24 protein-coding genes are annotated in these 22,290 nt (G+C 67.9%); 8 read left to right on the plus strand and 16 right to left on the minus strand.

What is annotated here, in order from left to right:
* The first annotated feature begins 1 nt into the window (after nt 1).
* From ACSYS9_RS03510 to ACSYS9_RS03535, 6 genes are read left to right on the plus strand one after another with little or no spacing between them, the layout of a single operon-like run.
* Nucleotides 2-889 (plus strand): TPM domain-containing protein, encoded by an 888-nt coding sequence (locus ACSYS9_RS03510; protein ID WP_049460901.1) that lies wholly within the window; start codon nt 2-4, stop codon nt 887-889.
* Complete coding sequence (locus ACSYS9_RS03515) at nt 889-1,383, plus strand: TPM domain-containing protein (RefSeq protein WP_049460903.1); 495 nt, start codon at nt 889-891, stop codon at nt 1,381-1,383. The genes ACSYS9_RS03510 and ACSYS9_RS03515 overlap by 1 nt, the downstream gene beginning before the upstream one ends.
* 51 nt (nt 1,384-1,434) lie before the next feature.
* The gene (gene lgt / locus ACSYS9_RS03520; protein ID WP_049422854.1) at nt 1,435-2,322 is read left to right on the plus strand and encodes a prolipoprotein diacylglyceryl transferase; all 888 of its coding nucleotides are present in this window, start codon (nt 1,435-1,437) and stop codon (nt 2,320-2,322) included.
* Nucleotides 2,319-3,113 (plus strand): thymidylate synthase, encoded by a 795-nt coding sequence (locus tag ACSYS9_RS03525; protein WP_049460905.1) that lies wholly within the window; start codon nt 2,319-2,321, stop codon nt 3,111-3,113. Before lgt ends, ACSYS9_RS03525 begins: the two co-directional genes overlap by 4 nt.
* Nucleotides 3,110-3,673 (plus strand): hypothetical protein, encoded by a 564-nt coding sequence (locus tag ACSYS9_RS03530; RefSeq protein WP_223224670.1) that lies wholly within the window; start codon nt 3,110-3,112, stop codon nt 3,671-3,673. Before ACSYS9_RS03525 ends, ACSYS9_RS03530 begins: the two co-directional genes overlap by 4 nt.
* 13 nt (nt 3,674-3,686) lie before the next feature.
* Nucleotides 3,687-4,178: a dihydrofolate reductase gene (locus ACSYS9_RS03535; RefSeq protein WP_049460906.1), complete on the plus strand. Its 492-nt coding sequence runs from the start codon at nt 3,687-3,689 to the stop codon at nt 4,176-4,178.
* An 89-nt stretch (nt 4,179-4,267) separates the two neighbouring features.
* Here ACSYS9_RS03535 and ACSYS9_RS03540 read toward each other — a convergent pair whose 3' ends face one another.
* The 10 genes from ACSYS9_RS03540 to ACSYS9_RS03585 form a co-directional block, all read right to left on the minus strand.
* Complete coding sequence (locus ACSYS9_RS03540; protein ID WP_032129902.1) at nt 4,268-4,915, minus strand: DUF1287 domain-containing protein; 648 nt, start codon at nt 4,913-4,915, stop codon at nt 4,268-4,270.
* Nucleotides 4,912-5,931, minus strand: a complete 1,020-nt coding sequence (locus tag ACSYS9_RS03545) for a symmetrical bis(5'-nucleosyl)-tetraphosphatase (protein WP_049460908.1) — start codon at nt 5,929-5,931, stop codon at nt 4,912-4,914. Before ACSYS9_RS03545 ends, ACSYS9_RS03540 begins: the two co-directional genes overlap by 4 nt.
* A 15-nt stretch (nt 5,932-5,946) precedes the next feature.
* Complete coding sequence (apaG, locus tag ACSYS9_RS03550) at nt 5,947-6,330, minus strand: Co2+/Mg2+ efflux protein ApaG (protein ID WP_005412297.1); 384 nt, start codon at nt 6,328-6,330, stop codon at nt 5,947-5,949.
* A gap of 13 nt (nt 6,331-6,343) precedes the next feature.
* Entirely contained in the window at nt 6,344-7,147 is an 804-nt protein-coding gene (gene rsmA / locus ACSYS9_RS03555) for a 16S rRNA (adenine(1518)-N(6)/adenine(1519)-N(6))-dimethyltransferase RsmA (protein ID WP_049460910.1), read from the minus strand.
* Nucleotides 7,144-8,124, minus strand: coding sequence for a 4-hydroxythreonine-4-phosphate dehydrogenase PdxA (gene pdxA / locus ACSYS9_RS03560; protein WP_049460912.1), 981 nt, complete (start codon nt 8,122-8,124; stop codon nt 7,144-7,146). Before pdxA ends, rsmA begins: the two co-directional genes overlap by 4 nt.
* A 3-nt stretch (nt 8,125-8,127) precedes the next feature.
* Nucleotides 8,128-9,474, minus strand: a complete 1,347-nt coding sequence (locus tag ACSYS9_RS03565) for a peptidylprolyl isomerase (protein WP_032129906.1) — start codon at nt 9,472-9,474, stop codon at nt 8,128-8,130.
* On the minus strand, nt 9,471-11,972 hold the full coding sequence (gene lptD, locus ACSYS9_RS03570) for an LPS-assembly protein LptD (protein WP_080291831.1): 2,502 nt from the start codon (nt 11,970-11,972) through the stop codon (nt 9,471-9,473). Before lptD ends, ACSYS9_RS03565 begins: the two co-directional genes overlap by 4 nt.
* 89 nt (nt 11,973-12,061) lie before the next feature.
* The gene (locus tag ACSYS9_RS03575; protein WP_049460914.1) at nt 12,062-13,000 is read right to left on the minus strand and encodes a histone deacetylase family protein; all 939 of its coding nucleotides are present in this window, start codon (nt 12,998-13,000) and stop codon (nt 12,062-12,064) included.
* A gap of 9 nt (nt 13,001-13,009) precedes the next feature.
* Nucleotides 13,010-13,564, minus strand: coding sequence for a cob(I)yrinic acid a,c-diamide adenosyltransferase (locus tag ACSYS9_RS03580; protein WP_049460916.1), 555 nt, complete (start codon nt 13,562-13,564; stop codon nt 13,010-13,012).
* A gap of 8 nt (nt 13,565-13,572) precedes the next feature.
* A complete protein-coding gene (locus tag ACSYS9_RS03585) occupies nt 13,573-14,157 on the minus strand; it encodes a hypothetical protein (RefSeq protein ID WP_019338105.1) in 585 nt (194 codons plus the stop codon).
* Between the two features lie 105 nt (nt 14,158-14,262).
* On the opposite strand from ACSYS9_RS03585, the gene ubiH reads away from it, so the two are divergent.
* Nucleotides 14,263-15,471 carry a 2-octaprenyl-6-methoxyphenyl hydroxylase gene (ubiH, locus tag ACSYS9_RS03590; RefSeq protein WP_049460918.1) on the plus strand — a complete coding sequence of 403 codons (1,209 nt, stop codon included), beginning with the start codon at nt 14,263-14,265 and terminating at the stop codon, nt 15,469-15,471.
* Complete coding sequence (locus tag ACSYS9_RS03595) at nt 15,468-16,649, plus strand: UbiH/UbiF family hydroxylase (RefSeq protein WP_049398145.1); 1,182 nt, start codon at nt 15,468-15,470, stop codon at nt 16,647-16,649. Before ubiH ends, ACSYS9_RS03595 begins: the two co-directional genes overlap by 4 nt.
* 211 nt (nt 16,650-16,860) lie before the next feature.
* On the opposite strand, the gene ACSYS9_RS03600 is transcribed toward ACSYS9_RS03595, so the two are convergent.
* The 6 genes from ACSYS9_RS03600 to ACSYS9_RS03625 form a co-directional block, all read right to left on the minus strand.
* Nucleotides 16,861-17,256 (minus strand): hypothetical protein, encoded by a 396-nt coding sequence (locus ACSYS9_RS03600; RefSeq protein WP_049460920.1) that lies wholly within the window; start codon nt 17,254-17,256, stop codon nt 16,861-16,863.
* Nucleotides 17,257-17,305: 49 nt separating this feature from the next.
* Nucleotides 17,306-18,373, minus strand: a complete 1,068-nt coding sequence (rlmM, locus tag ACSYS9_RS03605) for a 23S rRNA (cytidine(2498)-2'-O)-methyltransferase RlmM (protein ID WP_049460923.1) — start codon at nt 18,371-18,373, stop codon at nt 17,306-17,308.
* Entirely contained in the window at nt 18,357-18,917 is a 561-nt protein-coding gene (locus ACSYS9_RS03610) for a nucleoside deaminase (RefSeq protein WP_004154307.1), read from the minus strand. The genes rlmM and ACSYS9_RS03610 overlap by 17 nt, the downstream gene beginning before the upstream one ends.
* A gap of 98 nt (nt 18,918-19,015) precedes the next feature.
* A complete protein-coding gene (locus ACSYS9_RS03615; RefSeq protein WP_049460925.1) occupies nt 19,016-19,738 on the minus strand; it encodes a DUF6348 family protein in 723 nt (240 codons plus the stop codon).
* A 46-nt stretch (nt 19,739-19,784) separates the two neighbouring features.
* On the minus strand, nt 19,785-20,438 hold the full coding sequence (locus tag ACSYS9_RS03620) for a membrane protein (RefSeq protein WP_049460927.1): 654 nt from the start codon (nt 20,436-20,438) through the stop codon (nt 19,785-19,787).
* A 43-nt stretch (nt 20,439-20,481) separates the two neighbouring features.
* On the minus strand, nt 20,482-22,230 hold the full coding sequence (locus ACSYS9_RS03625) for a glutamine--tRNA ligase/YqeY domain fusion protein (protein ID WP_049460929.1): 1,749 nt from the start codon (nt 22,228-22,230) through the stop codon (nt 20,482-20,484).
* Nucleotides 22,231-22,290 lie beyond the last annotated feature (60 nt).

The following is a 22,290-nucleotide window of genomic DNA, read 5'->3' on the forward strand; positions in this document are numbered from 1 at the left end:
CATGCGCCTGGCCACTGCGCTGCTGGCCCTGCTGCTGTGGCTGCCGCTGGCGTCGCAGGCGCAGCAGCTGGCGCCGATTCCGGCGCTGGATTCGCCGGTGGTCGATACCACCGGCACGCTGGACACCACGCAGAAACAGGCACTGGTGCAGCAGGCGGCTGACCTGCAGCAGCGCAAGGGCAGCCAGCTGCAGGTGCTGGTGGTGCCCAGCACCCAGCCGGAGGACATCGCGCAGTACACCACGCGGGTCTTCGACCAGTGGCAGATCGGCCGCAAGGGCGTGGATGACGGGGTGCTGCTGGTGGTGGCCAAGGACGACCGGCGCGTGCGCATCGAGCCGGGCTACGGTCTGGAAGGCGCCATTCCCGATGCCATCGCCAACCGGGTCATCCAGGAATACCTGGTGCCGCGCTTCCGCAGCGGCGACTACGCCGGTGGCATCACCGACGCCACGGCGGTGCTGGTCAAGCTGATCGACGGCGAAACGCTGCCGGCACCGGTCAGCGGCCATCGCGGGCGTGAGCCCAGCAGTGGTGGCGATACCTGGTTCCTAGCGCTGTTCATCGGTGTGTTCGCCGGCAGCATCCTGCGCGGCGTGTTCTCGCGCGTGCCGCGCCCGCTGCGCGGCCTGCTCGGCGGTGCCGGTGCGGCGCTGGCGGCGTTCCTGTTCACGTCCACGCTGCTGGCCAGTGGCCTGGCAGGCGTCGTAGGGCTGATCGTGGCCATGCTCTCCGGCCATCCGGGCCGCTTTGCCGGTGGCGGCGGCTGGGGCGGTGGCAGCTGGGGCGGCGGAGGCGGCTTCGGTGGGGGCGGTGGATTTGGTGGTGGTGGCGGCTGGGGTGGCGGTGGTGGCCGCTCCGGTGGTGGCGGTGCTTCGGGGGGCTGGTGATGATCCAACGTCTATGTCGGCACGTGTTTTCGCCGTCGGTACGGCGCGCGTTCCCGCCCGCCACATTGCAGGCGATCACCGAGGCCATCGCGGCCGGTGAGCAGCGCCACGGTGGGCAGGTGATGTTCGCGGTGGAAGCGGACCTGCCGCTGGGGGCGCTGTGGCACAGGGTGACCCCGCGCCAGGCCGCCGAGCATGCCTTTGCCCGCCTGCGCACCTGGGATACCACCCACAACAACGGTGTACTGATCTACCTGCTGCTGGCTGACCACGCCATCGAGATCGTCGCCGACCGGGGTCTGCAGGGCCGGGTCAGTCCGGCGCAGTGGCAGCGGGTCTGCACCCACCTGCGCGAGGGCCTGCGTGGTTCCCATCCGGTGGAAGCGCTGCAGGATGCCATCGACGAGGTCTCCAGCCTGATCGAAGGGCACTTTCCGGCCTCGACGCGGTCGAACGATGACGCGTTGCCGAACTCGCCCCAGTTCCTTGGTTGAGCCGGGGCGGCACTGGCCCGAGAATAGGCGTTCAACCGCAAGGCACCTTCCATGATCTATTTCCACGACATCGACCCCATCGCCCTCTCGCTGGGGCCGATCAAGGTGCACTGGTACGGCATCATGTACCTGCTCGGCTTCACTGCGGCCTGGCTGCTGGGCCGCAAGCGCATCGCTGACGGGCGCCTGCCGGGTGTCGATGCCAACGGCTTCTCCGACCTGCTGTTCTACGCCATGCTCGGCGTGGTGCTGGGCGGGCGCATCGGCTACATGCTGTTCTACGCGCTGGGCGATTTCCTGCACAACCCGCTGCTGCTGTTCAAGGTGTGGGATGGCGGCATGAGTTTCCACGGCGGCCTGCTGGGCGTGATTGCCGCCTGCTGGTGGTGGTCGCGCAAGCACAAGCTGCACTTCTTCGACACCATGGACTTCATGGCGCCGCTGGTGCCGCTGGGCCTGGGCTTCGGCCGTATCGGCAATTTCATCGGTGCCGAGCTGTGGGGCAAGTACACCGACGGTAGCTGGGGCGTGGTGTTCCCGTCCGGCTTGCCGGCCCCGCTGAACCAGCTGGACCATGCGACGCTGCAGGCGCAGTTCGCCACCGGCGCGCTGAATCAGTTCGCACGCCATCCCTCCCAGCTATATGAAGCGTTGCTGGAAGGGCTGGTGATGTTCGTGGTGCTGTGGACGGTGTCGGCCAAGCCGCGTCATCGCTACCTGGTCGGTGGCCTGTTCGCGCTGATGTACGGCCTGTTCCGCTTCGCGGTGGAGTTTGTGCGCATGCCCGACAACGGCGTCTACGTGGCCTTCGACTGGCTGACCCGTGGCCAGATCCTCAGCCTGCCGCTGATCGCCTTCGGCCTGGTGCTGCTGGTGATGTCGCGCCGCGCGCCGGTACTGCAGCCGCAGCCGCTGGTAGCTGCCGAGGGCAAGGCATGAAGGCTTACCTGGACCTGCTCTCGCACGTGCTCGAACACGGCGCCGAGAAGAGCGATCGCACCGGCACCGGCACCCGCAGCGTGTTCGGCTGGCAGATGCGCTTCGACCTCAACGAAGGCTTCCCGCTGGTCACCACCAAGAAACTGCACCTGCGCTCGATCATCCACGAGCTGCTGTGGTTCCTGAAGGGCGACACCAACATCGGCTACCTGAAGGACAACCAGGTGCGGATCTGGGACGAGTGGGCCGACGAGAACGGCGACCTCGGCCCGGTCTACGGCAAGCAGTGGCGTAGCTGGGCTACCGCCGATGGCGGTGAGATCGACCAGATGCAATGGCTGGTGGACGAGATCAAGCGCAACCCCGACTCGCGCCGGCTGGTGGTCAGCGCCTGGAACGTGGGCGAGCTCTCGCAGATGGCGCTGATGCCGTGCCACAACCTGTTCCAGTTCTACGTGGTGGACGGCAAGCTCAGCTGCCAGCTGTACCAGCGCAGCGGCGACATCTTCCTCGGCGTGCCGTTCAACATTGCCAGCTACGCGTTGCTGACCCACATGGTGGCGCAGGCCACCGGCCTGGGCGTGGGTGACTTCGTGCACACGTTGGGCGATGCGCACCTGTATTCGAACCACTTCGAGCAGGCGCGCGAGCAGCTGTCGCGTGAACCGCGCGCGCTGCCGACGCTGTGGTTGAACCCGGAGGTGACCGACCTGTTCGGCTTCCAGTTCGACGACATCCGCATCGACGGCTACGATCCGCACCCGGTCATCAAGGCGCCGGTGGCGGTATGAGTACCCGCCTGATTTCCAGCGGCCTGCTGGCGCTGTGCGGCATGCTGCCGCTGGCCATGGTGCAGGCCGGACCGGCCGATGCGCTGTCGTTGGCCAGGCAGGTCAACGAGCAGATCGTGCACAAGCACATGCGCGAGGAAGTGCAGGCGTTCGCCGGGGCATTCAACGGCAGCACGATGATGCCCCAGGATGTTCCGGAAGGGTGCCGGGCGCAGATGCATGAGGCGGTAACCGGGATGTACACGGCGATGACCGAGCATCTGAAGGCCGGTATCGAGGATCCGGTCTATCAGCGCACGCTCGAGCAGCAGCTGGCCAACGTCTATTCCAGCGACCAGTTGAAGGCATTTCTGGCACGTCGTGCCAGCACCGACACCGCTGCGCTGTCGGCAGACATCCTGTCAGGACCGGGCCTGAAGGATATCGAAAAGGCGCAGAAGCAGAAGATCCTCGGTGGCCTGGATGAGCGGTCCACGTCCAACCCTGCGCTGGCTGCGGCGTTGCAGGCTGCCAGTGCCGCGAACGCTGCCTGCGAACGCCTGCAGATCGACGCCAGCTGAGGAGGTGGCAGCAATGAAGCTCTCGATGATTGTGGCACTGGACCGCAACCGTGGCATCGGCCAGGGCAATGCCATGCCCTGGCACCTGCCGGATGATTTCAAGCACTTCAAGGCGCTCACCCTGGGCAAGCCGATCCTGATGGGGCGCAAGACGGCCGAGTCGATCGGCCGCGTGCTGCCGGGGCGGACCAACCTAGTGCTGACCCGCAGCGGCCAGGTGCCGTTCGAGGGCATGCGCGCGGTGGCGTCGCTGGACGAGGCGAAGGCGATTGCCGAAGGCGAGGGCGCCAGCGAGCTATGCATCATCGGCGGCGGCGAGATCTTCCACCAGCTGCTGGACCAGGTCAGTGACCTGTACCTGACCTGGGTGGATGCCGAAGTCCCCGCCGATACCCATTTCCCCGAAGTGGACGTGCAGGACTGGCGGGAAGTGAGCAGCGAGCCGCATCCGGCCGACGAACGTCACGCGTACGCGTTCCGCTTCGTGCACTACGTGCGCCGTTGACCGCCGCCCATCTGTAGAGCCGAGCCATGCTCGGCTGCTGTTGCCGGACACATCCCGTAGCCGAGCATGGCTCGGCTCTACAGGATTGCCTACGGCATCCGGTAATGCCCGATGATGGCGTGCCGGAACAGCAGGTTCTCTTCGCGGGTGCCGCGCGCGATGTTGTGCAGCACCAGCGGCGTGCCATCGGCCAGCTGCCGGTCGGAGACGATGCCCACGTGCAGCAGGCCGTTGCCGTTGAGCTTCCAGGCAACGATGTCACCGGCCGCATAGTCGGTGGCGAGGGCGGTGATCGGTTGCTGCCAGCCCTGCCGTTCGAACCAGCGCATCAGGTTCGGTACACGACGATGATCGATGTTGCGGTCCGGCCGTGACAGGCCCCAGATCGCCGGATAGGCACTGAAGTTGCCGCGCATGTCTTCATGCACGCGTGCCTGCAGGTCCAGGCCCTGGCTGCGCAGGGCGCGCACCACCACATCGGTGCACACGCCGCGATCCAGTGGCACGTCGCCGCCGGGATAGGCCAGCACTTGATAGGCAGGGTCGTAGCGGGTGGTGACGCCGATCTGCGCGCGCGCCGCAGCCACCAGTGGCGGCGAAGGCGCCTGTGGTGGCGTCGGTGTGCGTTCAGCGCTGTCCGCAGCCGTGGGAGCAGTCGGCGAGCCGGGCTGGCAGCCGCTGGCCAGGGCCAGCGTCAGCAGCAGCACCGTCCATGGTGCCCAGCCGTGCCGCGTCATGCCTGCGGCGGGGTGCTGTTGTTGTTGGGACCGCCGGAGCCACCACCACCACCACGGCGACGACGACGGCGCGGGCCGCGGTTGCCCGGGTTGGCGGCCGGAGCATTGCCGCCGCCCTGTTCCTTGCCCTGCGCCGGTGCAGCCGGGCGCTCGCGCGCCGGGCGCGCTGGCGGGCGGGCGTTGGGCACGGGTGCCGGTACATCGCGGCCTGGCACCTGCACCACGCGCAGTTCATCGGTATCGAGCTGGATCGCGGTCAGCTTGCCGCCCCAGACCGCGCCGGTGTCGATGGCGTGCACGCCCTGGGTGATGGTCAGGCCCAGCGCCGACCAGTGGCCGCAGACCACCTTGAGGTCACGCTCGACCCGGCCCGGCACTTCGAACCAGGGATACAGCCCCTGTTCCTGGGTGCCCGGCGTGCCCTTGTCCTCGATGCCGATGCGCCCGCGCGGGGTGCAGTAGCGCATGCGGGTGAGCACGTTGATGATCGCGCGCGAGCGGTCGTAGCCGGACAGGTTCGGTGCCCAGCTCGGCTTGTCGCCGTACATGTTGCGGAACAGCTTGCGGTAGCCGGCGCCGTGCAGCTGCACCTCGACTTCGGCCGCATGCTTCTCGGCCATCTGCGTGGTCCACTTCGGCGCCAGGCCGGCGTGCACCATCATCCAGCCCAGCTCGCGGTCCACGTGCACCAGCTTCTGCAGGCGCAGCCAGTCCAGCAGTTCGTCGCGGTCCTCGGCCTGCACGATGCGCAGCAGGTCCGGGTTGACCTTGCGCTGTTCCTCTTCGGTGCGCGCACCGACGGCCAGCAGCGAAAGGTCATGGTTGCCCAGCACCACCACGCTGTGCTCGCGCAGCGAATGCACCAGCCGCAGCGTTTCCAGTGACTGGCCACCGCGGTTGACCAGGTCGCCGCAGAACCACAGGGTGTCCTGCGCCGGGTCGAAACGGATCTTCTCCAGCAGTCGCTGGGTGACGTCATAGCAGCCCTGCAGGTCGCCGATCGCCCACACACTCATCGTTCGGCCTCCGTGTCAGTGCAGGGTACGCGGGATGGCCAGCACGAAAGGTGCGACCGGCGCGGCAAATTCGGTGCCGTCGTCGGCGACCATGTCGTAGTGGCCCTGCATGGTCCCGTGATCGGTCCCCAGCATGACACCGGACGTGTAATGGAAGTCTTCACCGGGACGCAGGCGCGGCTGCTCGCCGATCACCCCGTCACCATCGACGTGCTCGACGCGGCCGTTGGCATCGGTGATGCGCCAGTGGCGTGCGACCAGGCGCGCGGCAACACGCCCCTGGTTGTGGATGCGGATCGTGTAGGCGAACGCATAGCGCCCGTCTTCCGGCGCGGATTGATCGTCGAGGAAGCGCGGTGCGACTTCGACGGAGATGGCATAAACGTCAGCGTCTTCCATACCGGCAGTGTAATCAGGAGGCATTGGCCAAAGCGATGAATTCGGCCACGTCCAGCTGTTCGGCGCGGGCATCGGGACGCACGCCGGCGGCAACGAACTGTTCGGCGGACACCACGTTGTTCAGGGCGTTGCGCAGGGTCTTGCGGCGCTGCCCGAAGGCGGCCTTGACCACCTCGGCGAAACGCTTGTGGTCGTGGATGTTGATCGTGGCCGGGTCACGCGGCACCAGCCGCACCACGGCCGAATCGACCTTCGGCGGCGGCCGGAACGCGCCCGGCGGCACCACGAACAGCGAGGTCACCTGGCAGTAGGCCTGCAGCATCACGCTGAGCCGGCCGTACACCTTGCTGCCGGGGCCGGCGGCCATGCGGTCGACCACTTCCTTCTGCAGCATGAAGTGCATGTCGCGGATCACCGCCGCATGTTCCAGTGCATGGAACAGGATCGGCGAGGAGATGTTGTAGGGCAGGTTGCCGACCAGGCGGATCGACTGGCCGGCAGCCAGCTCGGTGAAGTCCACGCGCAGCACGTCGCGGTGGACGATGGTCAGCTCGCCCAGCGGCTCGGCGGCGGCGGTCAGTGGCGCGATCAGGTCGCGGTCGAACTCGATCACCGTCAGTTTCGGATGCACGCGCAGCAGCGGCAGGGTGATCGCGCCCTGGCCCGGGCCGATCTCGACCAGGCGGTCACCGTCTTTCGGGTTGACCGCCATCACGATCTTGTCGATGTAGTGGCGGTCGGCCAGGAAATGCTGGCCAAGCTGCTTCTTGGCCGGGGCGGTGAACACCGGGCCGGAGGGGGAATGCGGGGAATTCATGCGCTCAGTGTACGTTGCCGCGCAAGCTGCGCACACAACGTCGTTGCCGCCTGCAGGCTGGAAGGATCGGCAATGCCGAGGCCGGCAAGGTCCAGCGCGGTGCCATGGTCCACCGCCACGCGCGGGTAGGGCAGGCCCAGGGTCAGGTTCACCGCCTGCTCGAAGCCCGAATACTTCAGCACCGGCAGGCCCTGGTCGTGGTACATCGCCAGCACGCTGTCGAAGCCTGCCAGCTTGGCCGGCAGGAAGGCGGTATCGGCCGGCAGCGGCCCGATCAGGTCCATGCCCTCCGCGCGCAGGCGCTGCAGCAGCGGGATGACCAGGTCCAGTTCCTCGCGGCCCAGATGACCGTCTTCACCGGCATGCGGGTTCAGGCCGAGCACGGCGATGCGTGGCGCGGGCAGGCCGAATTCGCGGCGCAGCGCAGCGTGCACGGTGCGCAGGGTGTGTTCCAGGCCGGGCGCGGTGATCGCGTCGGCCACCTCGCGCAGTGGCAGGTGGGTGGTGGCCAGGGCCACGCGCACGATGTGGTTGGCCAGCATCATCACCACCTTCACCCCGGCCTGGTCGGCCAGCAGTTCGGTGGTGCCGCTGTAGGCGATGCCGCCTTCGTTGATGACCGCCTTGTGCACCGGGCCGGTGACTACGCCGTGCAGTTCGCCGGACAGGCACGCCTGGCCGGCACCGAGCAGGGCGCCGATGACGGCGCCGGCGTTGGCCGGATTGGCCTGGCCGAAGTGGCTGGGCACGGTATTGGCTACCACGCGCACACGCAGATCGCCGGGGACGCGTGCTTCGGCGTCCTCGGGCAACAGCTGCAGGGGCAGGTTCAGCGCGGCCGCGGCCGCGCGCAGGGTATCCGGGTCGGCGAAGGCCAGCAGCCGGCAATCTTCACGCGGCTGCTGGACGAGGCGGACACACAGCTCCGGGCCGATCCCGGCGGGCTCGCCCGGTACCAGAGCGAGCTCGGGGCGCATCGGTCAGGACTGCGGCGGCGTGGCGGTGTTTTCCGCGCGGTCGCCGCTGCGGAAGCTGACGTAGGCTTCGCCACGCAGTTCCTGCAGGAAGCGGTTGTACTCGTCTTCCAGCTTGCGGCGGCCGATGGTCTCGCGGACCTGGGCACGCTGGTTGTCAGTGGTCACGTCGGTCTGGCGGGTGCCCACGCGCTGCACGATGTGCCAGCCGGCATCGGTGCGGAACGGCTGGCTGACGCCACCGTCCTGGATGCCGGACACCTGCTGGCCGAACGCCGGACCGAACGCGTCGGCCGGGAACCAGCCCAGATCGCCGCCCTGGCCCTTGCTGTTGTTGTCCTCGGAGGACTCCTTGGCCACGGTCTCGAAGTCCGCGCCACCGGCGATGCGGGCACGCAGGGTATCGATCTTGGCCTTGGCGGCAGCGTCGGTCTGGTGATCGTCCACGCGCACCAGGATGTGGCGGCCGTGGTACTCGGTGACCGTGTGCTCGCCACCGCTGGCGGCGCTGGCATCACGCACTTCCACCAGCTTCAGCAGCTGGAAGCCGCTGGGGCCGCGGATCGGGCCGACCACTTCGCCGGGCTTCATCTTTTCCATCATCTGCGCGAAGGCCTGCGGGATTTCGTCCAGGCTGCGCCAGCCCAGGTCGCCGCCTTCCAGCGCGTTGGGGCTGTCCGAATAACGCACGGCGGCGGCGTTGAAGTCCAGCTCACCCTTGTCCAGCAGGGCCTTCACGCCTTCGGCCTTCTTCTGGCCGGTGGCGATCTGGTCGGCGTTGGAGCCGTCGGGCAGGGCGATCAGGATGTGCGCCAGGTGGTACTGGTTGCCAACCGTGGCCTGCTGCTTCAGGGCGGCGTCGACTTCGCCCTCGCTGACGCTGATGCGGCTCTGCGCGAAGCTCTGGCGCAGGCGCTGCACGGTGATTTCATCGCGCACTGAAGCGCGGAAATCGTTGAAGTCGATGCCGTCGTGGGCCAGGCGCTGGCGCAGTGCATCCAGGTTCGAGCCGTTCTGCTGAGCGATGGCATTCATCGCCTGGTTCAGCTCCTGGTCGCTGACGCGGATGCCGCTGCCCTGTGCGCGGGCCACCTGCAGCTTGACCAGCACCAGGCGCTCGAGCACCTGGCGGCTGAGTACGTCTTCCGGCGGCAGCTGGTTTTCACGGCCGGCGTACTGCGCCTTGATGTTGGCGATCGCACGCTGGAGCTCGCTCTGCAGGATCACGTCCTCGTCGACGACGGCGGCGATGCGGTCCAACGGCTGCGCCTCCTGCGCGAGCACCTGCAGGGGGGCGGACACGCTGGACACCGCCAGCAGGGAGGCGAGAAGAACGGGGAAGCGCTTGGTCATGGGATCTGATTCGGATCGTAGTCATCCCGGGTCGCCCCGGTGTTGCTGGGCGGCACGAGATAGAGGTCGTCGCGGTTGTAGCCGAGGATAGCACGGCGCAGCGTACGGTCCGTGTCCTGGCCGATGGAGCTGAGGCCCTTGAGGACGAACTCCAGCTGGATGGAATTGTTCATGTCGCCTTCGCGGTTGCGCACGTAGCGGCGGGCCACTGCACGCACGGCCAGGCAGCAGCTGTCCCACTGCACGCCGGCGATGATCTCCAGCGGTTCCTTGTCCTGCAGCGAGTAGTAATACCGGCCCACCAGGCTCCAGCGCGCATTCAGCGGGTACAGGAACGACAGGTCGGCCTGCTCCAGCAGGGTCCGGTCATGCTTGTTGGCGGTTGCCGGGGCGCCGGCATTGATGCGGTAGCGGTAGCTGAGGTTGATCACGCCATCGTTGGGCATCAGATAACGGGCGCGGACGCTGGCCAGATCCTCGCGCTTGTACTTCGGGTCCCACTGGTAGGTGGCGCCCAGGGTCCAGCGGTCGTTGATCATGTAGTTGCCGTCGGCGATCCACGCCGACTTGCCCTTCTCCACCGGCGCGCCGCCCGGCGTGGTGCTCACCCGCGATTCGTCGAAGTACTGGATCTGGCCGATCGCGGCCGAGAAGCGTTCCTTGCCGGTGGTCTGGTCGATGAAGCGGGTGCCCAGTGCCAGGGTCAGCTGGTTGGCATCGTTCTGGCGGTCGGCGCCGGTATAGCGCGAGTCGCGGAACAGCTGGCCCCAGCTGAAGGTGAAGTCACGGGTGTCGAAGATCGGCAGCTCGTCCTGGTTGCGGTAGGGGGTGCGCAGGTAGAACAGGCGCGGCTCCAGGGTCTGCAGGAATGACTTGCCTCCGATCGACGTCTCGCGATCGAAGAACAGGCCGGCATCAAGGCTGCCGATCGGCAGGCTGCGGCTGGGCGAGGTATTGCCGCGCAGCTGTTCCGGAGTGGCCGTGGCCGGGTCGATGCCCTGCGAGCGCAGGATCTGGGCCTGGATGCCCCTTACCCCATCCACTAGACCACGGTCCAGTTGATAGGCGGTGTAGCGGTAGGCCAGGGTAGGGGTCACATACCAAGCTGCGCCACTGATCGGGAACGACACATACGGCTTCACGTCCAGTCGCGAACCGCCGCTGACACCGACGCCGTCGGTCCACTGCACTCCATTACGGGTGTACTGCAGATCCTCGCCGGCGCCGACGGCATTCTTGAAGTTGATGTCGTCATGCGTGAAGCGCACCGCTTCGGTGTAGATGCCGGTTTCCAGCCACGGCAGCACCGGCTTGTTCCAGTTGAAGAACAGGCGTGGCTCGCGGTTGTAGGGCAGGGCGCGCTCGTCGAGGGTGTAGTCGGTCAGCTGCCAGCGGTCGGCCATGATGCCGGCCGTCCAGTTCTGGCCGGTGCCGTACAGGCCGATGGTGCTCTGCAGGTTGGAGGCGGTCACCCCCACCAGGCGGTTGGCGAAGTCCTCGACATAGCGTTCGTCGCTCACCCAGGCCAGGTTGGCGCGGGCCTGCCAGTGGCTGTTCACGTTGTGGTAGCCGTCGAACATCACCCGGCCGCGGTCGCGGTCGCGCAGCTTGTCGTTGGGCATGTAGCTGGTCAGCACCTCGCCACGGCCGCCGTTGTAGAGGTAGCGGAACTCGTTGTCGAGCAGCAGGCCGCGCCGGCTCATGTAGCGCGGGGTCAGGGTATCGTCGTAGTTCGGCGCCAGGTTGAAATAGATCGGCTGCGCATAATCGAAGCCATTGCGCCCGGACATGCCCAGCTGCGGGAACAGCAGGCCGGTCTTGCGGCGGTCATCGATCGGGAACTTGAAGTAGGGCGCCCACAGCACCGGCACCTTGCCGATCCGCAGCACGGCGTTGCGGGCCGTGCCGAAGCCTTCGTCGTTGTCCACTTCGATCTGCGGCGCCGACAGCTTCCACACCGGCTGCGACGGGTCGCAGGTGGTGTAGGTGGAGCGGTGCATCTGGCCGACCGCGCCCTGCAGGTCGACCGACTCGGCATCACCGTTGCCCCGGCGCGATACCAGCTGGTACTTGATGTCGGAGATCTTGTGGGTGTCGCTTTCCTGGTTGCCTTCGGCGCGCTTGGCGACCATCCGGATCGACCCGTCCTGGTAGCGGACATTGCCGTCGGCGATGTAGTTGCCGGTCTCGGTGTCGAAGCTGAGCTTGTCGGTACCGACGAACTGGTCACCCCGGCGCAGCGCCACGTTGCCCTCGTACTGCGGCACCGTGGTGGTGCCCAGCAGCTGGTCGCCTTCGATGTCGGTCGGCTGGTTCTCGCGGGCGGCTGCGGCAGCAGCCTTGTCCTGGGCCGGGACCGGGGTGGGGGCGTCGGTGAACGCGGGAATGACGTCGGTGGCCGGGCACAGGCCCCAGTTGAGCGGCTTATCATCGGCCATCGCCGGCAGGCTGATGGCGATGCTCAGAGGCAGGGGAAGCAGGCGGAGGGCTCGGCGCACGCGGTTCGGATTCGGGCGAAAACGGACGGTAGCTTGCCCCATCCCTTGCATAGGGGCAATGAAGGGCGCCGGAGCCTGCCGGTTCGGGTTCATCCGGCGGAGGCACCCGCAGAGGGGGTGATCAGGGCCTGGACATGGGCCATGCTGCACTCGGCCAGGGCCTGCAGGTCGTAGCCGCCCTCCAGCATCGAGACCACCCGGCCGGCGGCGTGACGGCGTGCCAGCGCATGCAGTTCACGGGTGATCCAGGCGAAATCGTCGGTCTCCAGCATCAGATCGGCCTGCGGGTCGCGCAGGTGGGCGTCGAAGCCGGCGGAGATCAGCAGCAGCTGCGGACGGAAGTCGTCGATGGCTGGCAGCATCTCGTCGGCCCAGACGTTGCGGAAGCGGAAGCCGCCGCTGCCCGGTGGCAACAGGATGTTCATCAGGTTGCCGGCACCGCGGTCGCGGCGCAGGCCGGAATTGGGGAACAGCCCGGCCTGGTGGGTGCTGTAGTAGGAGACCCGGGCATCGTGCTGGAAGATGTCCTGGGTGCCATTGCCGTGGTGGACGTCGAAATCGACCACCGCGATCCGCTCCAGGCCATGGCGGTCACGGGCATAGGCGGCAGCGATGGCGATGTTGTTCAGCAGGCAGAAGCCCATCGCCGTGCTGCTGGTGGCGTGGTGGCCCGGCGGGCGTACCGCGCAGAAGGCCAGCGGGTCCTCGCCCAGCATTACCGCATCGACCGCGGCCACACCGGCACCGGCGGCGTGCACGGCGGCGCTGGCCGAACCTGGCGAGGTCCAGGTGTCCATGTCCAGCTGGCGCAGCGGCGCGGTCTGCGGCTGCAGCACGAAGTCGAGCAGGGCGCTGTCGTGGACCCGGGTCAGTTCGCCGAACTTGGCCGGCGGCGCCTCGCGCCAGTCCAGCTGATCAGGGAAGGCGGCGTGCAGTGCGTCGAGTACGTACTGCAGGCGCTGCGGGCACTCCGGATGGCCGGGGCCGGGGTCATGCAGCAGGCAGGACGGGTGGGTATAGACCAGCATCGTGCCGACTCAGCGCTGGCGCTGCTGTGGCTGCCACAGCGCTTCGCCGTGGCCATCGGCTCGGGCCAGCACCCGGGCCAGCACGAACAGCAGGTCCGACAGCCGGTTGAGGTACTGCAGCGCCTCGCTGCGCACAGCCTCGTGGCGGGCCAGGGTGACCGTTTCGCGCTCGGCGCGGCGGACAATGGTGCGGGCCAGATGGCAGCGCGCGGCGGCTTCGCCGCCGGCCGGCAGGATGAATTCCTTCAGCATCGGCAGGTCGGCGTTGTAATGGTCCAGCTGCTGTTCCAGGGCCGAGACGTCGGCGGCGTGGATCGCGGCATGGCCGGGAATGCACAGCTCGGCGCCCAGGTCGAACAACTGGTGCTGCAGATGCACCACCAGCGCGCGCACATCCTCGGGCAGGGGCGCGGCCAACAGCAGGCCGAGCGCGGCATTGGCCTCGTCGACGGTGCCGTAGGACGCCACGCGGGCGTCATCCTTGGCTACGCGCTGGCCGTCGCCAAGGCCGGTACTGCCGTCGTCGCCGGTGCGGGTGTAGATGCGCGAGAGGCGATGACCCATGGCGCGGCTCAGTGGCGGATGTCGCGGCGGGCCTGCTGGAGCTTCAGCACCTGCTCCACGGCCAGCTGCAGGGCGGCGGCCAGCGCCACATAGATCGCCGTGGTGCGAAGGTAGGGCCCGAACCACTGCGCGTAGTTCTGTGCCCAGCCGGCCAGGGTCGGCTCGGCCACGTTGCGGCTGCTCCAGTAGAAACCGCCCTGTGCCAGCAGGTGGCAGACCGCCACCGAAGCGACCAGCAGCAGTGCGCCCTTGGCCAGTACCGGCCAGCGCGCGCTCTGGTAGTTGCGGCCCAGCAGCATGCCGCCGGCCCACAAAGAGAAGTAGGCCGGCAGCAGCAGCCAGTAGCCCGGCGACACGCAGTAGTGCTGCCAGAAATCCAGACCGCTGCTGCGGATCACGATCCAGTCCACCAGCACCGCGAACACCATCAGCAGCGGGAACGCCCAGCGCGTCCAGCGCGCCAGGTAGAAGCCACCGATGAAGAACACGGCCCAGGAGGCATCCGGAATGGCCGCGAAGTGATTGACCCGGGTCGCCGCCAGCAGCAGTACGAGTACGGACAGGACGAAGGCGCGGTTGGCGGTATCGGACATGGTGGGGCCCGGAGCGGATTCAGGTTTCATTCTAGCCCGCCGCGCAGGTTGGCGCAGGTGCCGCCCGTTCGGCGTACAGTCGGGGCGAGCGCGTATCATGAACACATGAGTGAACGACATGACGTGCTGATTGTCGGTGGTGGCCTGGTCGGTGCCAGCCTGGCCATCGCCCTGGACCGGCTGGGCCGCGACGTGGGCCTGCTTGAGGCCAGCCCGGCCGGCGAGCTGCCTGCGGTGTTCGACCAGCGCAATCTCAGTTTCGCCGCTGCCACCGTCAATGCGCTGACCGCGCTGGGGGTGATGCAGAAGCTGGCGATGGCACCGGGCCCGATCCGGCGCATCCATGTCAGTCGTGCCGGCGATTTCGGCCGTGTGCAGCTCGAAGCGGCCGATTACGACCGGCCGTGGTTCGGCCAGGTGGTGGTCGCGCGCGATTTCGGCCAGGCGCTGGAAGCGCGCCTGCAGGAACTGCCGCGCCTGCGCCGTTACCGGCCGATGCGGTTCCTGGGGCTGGGTGAGGTGGTCGATGGTTACCGCCAGGTACGGGTGGCTGACGAGGCTGGCGAACGCGTGCTGCTGGCACGGTTGGTGGTGGGGGCCGATGGCACCACCAGCGGCGTGCGTGGCGCGCTGGGCATCGAAGTCGACCGCCATGATTTCCAGCAGACCCTGTTCGTGGCCCGCGTGCGCAGCCAGCGCGCGCCGGATGGCACCGCCTGGGAACGCTTCACCGATACCGGCCCAACCGCCCTGCTGCCGCGTGGCGATCGTCACTTCGGCACCGTGCACGGGGTAGCGCGCGACCAGGCCGATGCGGTGATGGCGTTGGACGATGCGGCCTGGCTGCAACGCCTGCAGAGCGCGATCGGCTGGCGTGCCGGCCGCCTGCTCGAGTCCGGCCCGCGCAGCGCCTACCCGCTCATCCAGGTGCTGGCGCGCGCGCTGGCCGGTGAGCGCACGGTGCTGCTCGGCAATGCCGCGCAGACCATCCATCCGCTGGGCGCACAGGGCTTCAACCTGGGCCTTCGCGATGCGCTGACCCTGGCCGAACTGCTGGAGGATGCGCATGAGGATGCCGGCAGCGATGCGCTGCTGAAGGCCTACGTCGCGCGGCGCGAGGAAGATCGCCGGCAGACGGTGGCGTTCTCCGGTGGGCTGGCACGATTGACCAGCAACCCGGCACCGCTGATGCGGCCGCTGCGCAGCCTCGGCCTGGTGGCCGCACAGCGCGAGTCGGTGCAGTCGATGCTGGTCGGTGGTGCGATGGGCTTCCGTGGTGACGTGCCGCGCCTGTGCCGCGGAGAAGCCGCATGAGCCGGCGCACGCGTCTTGATGTGGCCATCGTTGGTGGTGGCGTGGTCGGTGCCGCGTGTGCGCTGGCGCTGGCCGATGCCGGCCTGTCGGTTGCGCTGGTGGAAGGCCGCGAACCGGCACCGTGGCAGGCCGCACAGCCGGACCTGCGCGTGTTCGCCTTCGCCGCTGACAACGTGCAGCTGTTGAACCGCCTGGGTGTGTGGCCGGCGATCGCGCAGGCCCGCGCCTGGCCTTACCGGCGCATGCAGGTGTGGGATGCGGCCGGTGGCGAGGATCTGCTGTTCGACGCCGATCGCTTCGGCCGTCGTGAGCTGGGCTACATCGTCGAGAACGGCCTGCTGCAGGATCGTCTGTGGGCGGCGCTGCCGGCGGCGGGCGTGCAGCTGCACTGCCCAGCACGGGTGGAAGCGCTGGAACAGGATGAAGACGGCGTGCGCCTGCGGCTGGATGACGGGCGCCGCCTGGAAGCGGCACTGGCGGTGGCCGCCGACGGTGCCGAGTCAACCCTGCGCCAGCTGGCCGGGATCGAGGTTGAAAAGCATGACTACCACCAGCGTGGCGTGGTGGCCTATGTGGACAGCGATCTTCCCAACCAGGCCACGGCCTGGCAGCGCTTCCTGCCGACCGGGCCGCTGGCGCTGCTGCCGGTGGCCGAGCGTCGCAGTTCGATCGTCTGGACCCTGCCCGAGGATGAAGCGGCTCGCGTGCTGGCCCTGGACGAGGACGCCTTCAACCGCGAACTGACCCGTGCCTTCGCTGCGCGCCTGGGCGAACTGCGATTGGCGTCACCGCGTGCGGCCTTCCCGCTGCGTCGCCAGCTGGCCCGTCACTACGTGGCTGGCCGCGTGCTGGCGCTGGGTGATGCTGCGCATGTGGTGCATCCGCTGGCCGGGCAGGGCGTGAACCTGGGCCTGCGCGATGTCGCCGCCCTGCAGCAGTGGCTGGCGCCGTCGGCCGAACGCCGCGGCCAGCCGCGGCTGTCGCCGCAGCGCCTGCAGCGCTGGGCACGCGAACGGCGCAGCGACAACCACATCGCCGCCTACAGTTTCGATGCGATCAACCGCCTGTTCTCCAACGACGAAATGCACCTGACCCTGGCCCGTGGACGCGCGCTGGGCTGCGTCGGCAAATGGCCGCCGCTGGTGCAGGCGTTCTGGAAGCGCGCCGCCGGGGTCTGACCGGAATACAGGTCGCTCTGGCAGGTGCCAACGCCGCTCTGGTAGGTGCCAACCTTGGTTGGCACAAGGCTGGAAATACCCTCGCCTCATCTGGGCCCAGGATGCCTGATGGATGTGCCAACCAAGGTTGGCACCTACCAGAAGCGGGCTCCGCTACCGCCGTTGATCCAGTAGATCCACGCCATGCGTGGATGAAGATCGCGCCGGTGGATCAATCAACCAGCCAACCAGCCAGGTCGGCACGATCCAGCTTGCCGCGACGCTTCACGTCCAACGCATTGAACTCATCGGCCAGCGCCGGATTGGCCTGCGCTTCCTCGCGGCTGATGAAGCCATCACCGTTCACATCCAGCGCGGCGAAGTGGATGCGGTACTGGCCGACCACGCTGCTCGGTTCCAGCGAACGCACGGTCACCTGTGCCTCGCCGGCCGGCCGTGCAATCTCGACGCTGCCGGTGACCTGGCCGGCGCCCAGTGGCTGCTGGCGGATGGCGCCGCCGGTCGGGCCCAGCGGCTGGACCTGCGCCGGCATGGACGGCAGCTGCTGTGCAAGGGCCGTTGCAGTTGCCAGCAGGGCGATCAGTATCGGAATCGAGCGGTATCGCATGGTCCCATTCCTCGGTAGCGCCGGGCCACGCCCGGCGGGCACGACGGCCTCAGCGCAGCGGCGACGCCAGCACGGTGATCTCTTCACGATCGTGATAGAGCTGCTTGGCGCGGACCACCAGCGGCTTGCAGGCCTGCTCCTGGAACAGGTCCAGGCACAAGCGGGTTTCGTCCCAGCGCTTCTTCATCGGCAGTTTCAGGTTGAAGATCGCGTGCCTGCACCAGCCTTCGCGGAACCAGGTGGCCATGCGTTCGGCCACGCGCCGCGGCTGCTCGACCATGTCGCAGACCATCCAGTCCAGCGGCTGTTCCGGGAGCCAGTGGAAGCCATCGGCACGCAGGTGCTCGACCAGGCCGGTGTCCAGCACGTGCTGGCGCAGTGGGCCGTTGTCGATGCTCAGCACGTGCATGTGCTGGCGGGTCAGCACCCAGGTCCAGCCGCCGGGTGCGGCACCCAGGTCAGCCGCGCGCATGCCGGGCCTGGCCAGCGCTTCGCGTTCTTCCGGCGCCAGCAGGGTCAGCAGGGCTTCGTCCAGCTTCAGTGCCGAACGCGACGGCGCTTCGGGCAGCAGCTTCAGGCGCGGAATGCCCAGTGCCCACGGTGCGCTGTCGGCCGGGTCGGCTACGCAGACGAAGGCGTGGGTGCCGTCGACGAACACCACGTGCAGGCGCGGCAGACGGTCGTTCGGCTTGTCGGTGAGCTTGCCGGCCTTGCGCAGCGCCGGGCGCAGCGCATTGCCGAAGGCACGGGCCAGCCCGGACAGCGGCTTGCCGGCGTCCGAATCGGGATGTTCCACCCACAGGTCGCCGAAGCGCGGCGCATCGGCCAGCACCTCCAGCATCGGGGTGATGCGGTCGGCTGGGTCCAGCTGCGGCAGCTCGGCCAGCACCACCAGCTTCTGCCGCGCGAAGATCAGCTCGCGCCAGCGCAGGCGCGGTGCCAGGGCGGCGGCTTCGTCGCACATGAACAGCACGTAGCCATCATTGCGCTGGGTGCGCGCATAACCGGCGAAACCGGCTTCACCGGCGCGGAACTGCAGTTCGCCGGCCAGCTCGGGCTCGAAGCCCTGCCGGCACAGGCACAGCAGGCCGATGCCGGCCTCAGTAACGGGCGCCATCGCTTTCCCCATAGGCACGCAGCACGCTGCGCGCGGCGTCGCGGTTCAGGCCCTGCACCACTTCGATGCCGCGCTTGTTGAGTTCACCCACCCAGTCGGCCGGCAGCGGGCCTTCATCGAACGGGGTCAGCTCTTCGACGTCGGCCGAGTTGGCACCGATCAGCAGGCGGTCGATGCCGGCCCACACGGTGGCGCCGTAGCACTGGCAGCACGGCTGCGAACTGGTGGCCAGGGTGACCGGCGACAGCACTGCGTTCAGGCGCGGGGTCTGCAGGCGCTGCTGGGCCAGCATGTAGGCCATGTTCTCGGCGTGCGCCAGCGAGGTCGCGTGCGGCATCACCCGGTTCACGCCGGCGGCGATGACCTTGTCATCCGGGCCGAACACCACTGCACCGAACGGGCCGCCACTGGCGTGCTCGACGTTCAGCCGCGACAGCTCGATCGCCAGCGCGACCTTGGCCTCATCGCCCGGATATCGACGATCCAGGTCGATCTGGTCGTGGATCCAGGCGGGAAGGGTCAGGTGGACTTGCGCGTACAGCATCGCGGGGGTGCCTCGTAATGGGATGGAAGAAGGTGCGGTTGCTTGGGAAACCGGCGCGCAGTGTAGCCGCACCGGCCTGTATCGGGTGTGGCGGTGGGTCAGCCCGGCGAGCCGGTGCGGATCACTACGTACTGCTTGCGGAACTCCAGCCCGGCCTGCGGCCAGCTGGCCGCGTAGGCGCGCAGCAGGGGCAGGGCGGCGGCGAAGTCGTGGCCGTTGACCCGGCAGTCGGCTTCGCACAGGCCGTCGGCATCGCGCGAGGCGAACAGGCGGATGGCGAGGAACTGGCGGGCTTTCAGCAGCTCATCGAAGGCCTCCATGCTGCGGGTGAACAGGCAGCAGGGGCAGGAACCGTGGTCGTCCTCGCTGCAGGTGGAGGCATCCACCTCCTGTGCGCGGTAGTGCGCCAGCGGCCCCAGCACTACGGTGCGCTGGTGTTCCTCGCCGTCATCGCCGGCCGGATAGGTCAGGCCCATCATCGGCAGGCCCTGCGCGTCTTCGGCGCCGATCGCGGTCTGCAGCGTGGCCAGGTCCACCCGCACCCAGGCCTGGAAGCCGGACAGCAGCGATGCCTGCTCATCGGCACCGTTGGCGTGCTGGTACTCGAACAGGCCATCGGCGAACAGCACCGGATGCTGGCTCTCGATGACGGTGGAGGTCTGCCAGCCGCCGTTGTCGCGCGCGTGCGCGGCCATCGCATGCGGGGTCAGGTGCAGGCCGCTGTCCAGCAGCAGCGCGTCGCCGTCGACGTGGCTGGCGATGCCGGCCTCCTGCAGGACCTGCTGCAGCAGCGGGAGGAGGGCGGTGGAGGTCGTGGTCATGTCAGGCCTGTGGATGGGGTGGAACATCCAGGCAAGGCCTGGGGATCTAGCGGTCGAGCGCGTCAAGTTCGGCGCGATATCGCTGCGCGTCGGACTGCTGCTGCGGATCGTTGCCGTGGTCGCGCAGCCAGGTTTCCAACTCGCGGCGATAGTCCGCGCGGAAATCGGCGTTGCCGGGGCTGAAATGCAGCTTGCGTGCCGCCACTTCCACCCGCTCGCGCGCGCTGGCACGGGCCTGGGCGATGCCGTGCGGGGATTCGTTGGTGAGGATGACGAAGTTGCGCGGGAAACCCGGCGTGTACTTGACCACGAACGGCTGGTCGGGCGCCGGGATGCGGATCGCGTTCTCCAGCGGCCACAGCGAGGCGGTGTTGGTGTGGAACACCACCTCCACGTCGCGGCCCTCGGCGGTGCGCAGCACCCCTTCGTAGCGCCAGATGTACTGCTCGTTCATCGTCGAACTGGTGCGCTCGGACTTCACGATCACCGCTTCACCACGCTCGCCCACCACGTTGAGGAAGGCGGCGTTGAGGAAGTGGCCGAGGAAGATGTTGAGCATCGCCAGCGGGAACACCACGATGGCGTAGCCCGGAAAACGCCGCCACCACGAGACCAGCCCGGCCAGCACCATCGCCGAAAAGAACGTCAGCAGCGGATGCTGCGAGATGAACCAGAACAGGACGGAAAGGGCGGTGATCATCGTCGGAGTCATGCGGGCGCCGTGCTGGCGCCCGCGCAGGTCCTCAGGCCGACCAGGTGTCGCGCAGGGTCACGCTGCGGTTGAACACCGGCTTGGCTTCGGTGTGGTCGCGGCGGTCGGCCACGAAGTAGCCGGTGCGTTCGAACTGGAACGACTGCTCCGGGGCAGCGCTGGCCGCGGCCGGCTCGACATAGCCGGTGACGGTGCGGCGCGATTCCGGATTGAGGTAATCACGATAGGTCTTGCCTTCCGATTCGTCGTCGGGGTTCGGCACCGAGAACAGGCGGTCGTACAGGCGGATCTCGGCCGGCACGCCATGTACGGCGCTGACCCAGTGGATGGTGCCCTTGACCTTGCGGTTGGCGCCTTCCATGCCCGGACGCGATTCCGGATCCAGCCAGCCACGCAGCTCGGTGATGGTGCCGTCGGCATCCTTGATCACTTCATCGCAGCGGATGATGCCGGCACCGCGCAGGCGCACTTCGCCACCCGGGACCAAGCGCTTCCAGCCCTTCGGCGGCACTTCGGCGAAGTCCTCGCGGTCGATCCACACTTCGCGTGCGAACGGCACTTCGCGGCTGCCGAAGCTCTCGTCCTTCGGGTGGTTGCTGAAGGTGAGCTGCTCTACGTGGCCTTCCGGCAGGTTGGTCAGCACCAGCTTGACCGGGTCGACCACCGCCATGCGGCGCGGCGCGGCGCTGTCCAGGTCTTCGCGCAGCGCGCCTTCCAGCACGCTGAAGTCGATCAGCGAATTCTGCTTGCTGATGCCCACGCGCTCGGCGAACAGGCGCATCGCGGCCGGGGTGTAGCCACGGCGACGCAGGCCCTGCAGGGTCGGCATGCGCGGGTCTTCCCAGCCGTCCACCAGCTGCTCGGTAACCAGCGCCATCAGCTTGCGCTTGCTCATCACCGTGTAATTGATGTTCAGGCGCGAGAACTCGATCTGGCGCGGCTTGGCGGCTTCGCGCGGCAGGCCGGCGTCGACCAGCGGCTGGGTCAGCGTGTCGTCATGGGCGAAATCGACGTTGTCCACGCACCAGTCGTACAGCGGGCGGTGGTCTTCGAATTCCAGCGTGCACAGCGAGTGGGTGATGCCCTCGATCGAGTCGCCCAGCGCGTGCGCGAAGTCGTACATCGGGTAGATCGGCCACGCGTTGCCGGTGTTCTGGTGCTCGACGTGCTTGATGCGGTACAGCGCCGGATCGCGCAGGTTGATGTTGCCGCTGGCCATGTCGATCTTGGCGCGCAGGGTGCGCGCGCCATCCGGGAATTCACCGGCGCGCATGCGGCGGAACAGGTCGAGGTTTTCCTCGACGCTGCGGTCGCGCCACGGCGACGGGCGGCCCGGCTCGGTCAGGGTGCCGCGGTAGGCGCGCACTTCCTCGGCCGACAGGTCGCAGACATAGGCCTTGCCCTGTTCGATCAGCTTTTCGGCGGCCAGGTAATAGGTCTGGAAGTAGTCAGAAGCATGGCGCAGTTCGTTCCAGCTGAAGCCCAGCCAGCGCACGTCGTCCTGGATCGCGGCCACGTATTCCGGGTCTTCCTTGGCCGGGTTGGTGTCATCGAAGCGCAGGTTGCACACGCCGCTGAACTCGCCGGCGATGCCGAAGTTCAGGCAGATCGACTTGGCATGGCCGATGTGCAGGTAGCCGTTCGGTTCCGGCGGGAAACGGGTCTTGATCGCCTGGTGCTTTCCGCTGGCCAGGTCCTCGCGCACGATCTGGCGGATGAAATCGCGCTTTTCGTGGCTGTCGGCGGGGGTCTCGGGGCTGGCGGGGGTGTGCTCGGACATGAGTCGGCGAAAAGAAAGGCAGAAAGATCGCCAGTCTAACGCGTACGGGGCAGGGCTGCC

This window comes from Stenotrophomonas sp. STK17_22, assembly GCF_051983905.1.
GTDB lineage: Bacteria > Pseudomonadota > Gammaproteobacteria > Xanthomonadales > Xanthomonadaceae > Stenotrophomonas > Stenotrophomonas maltophilia_A.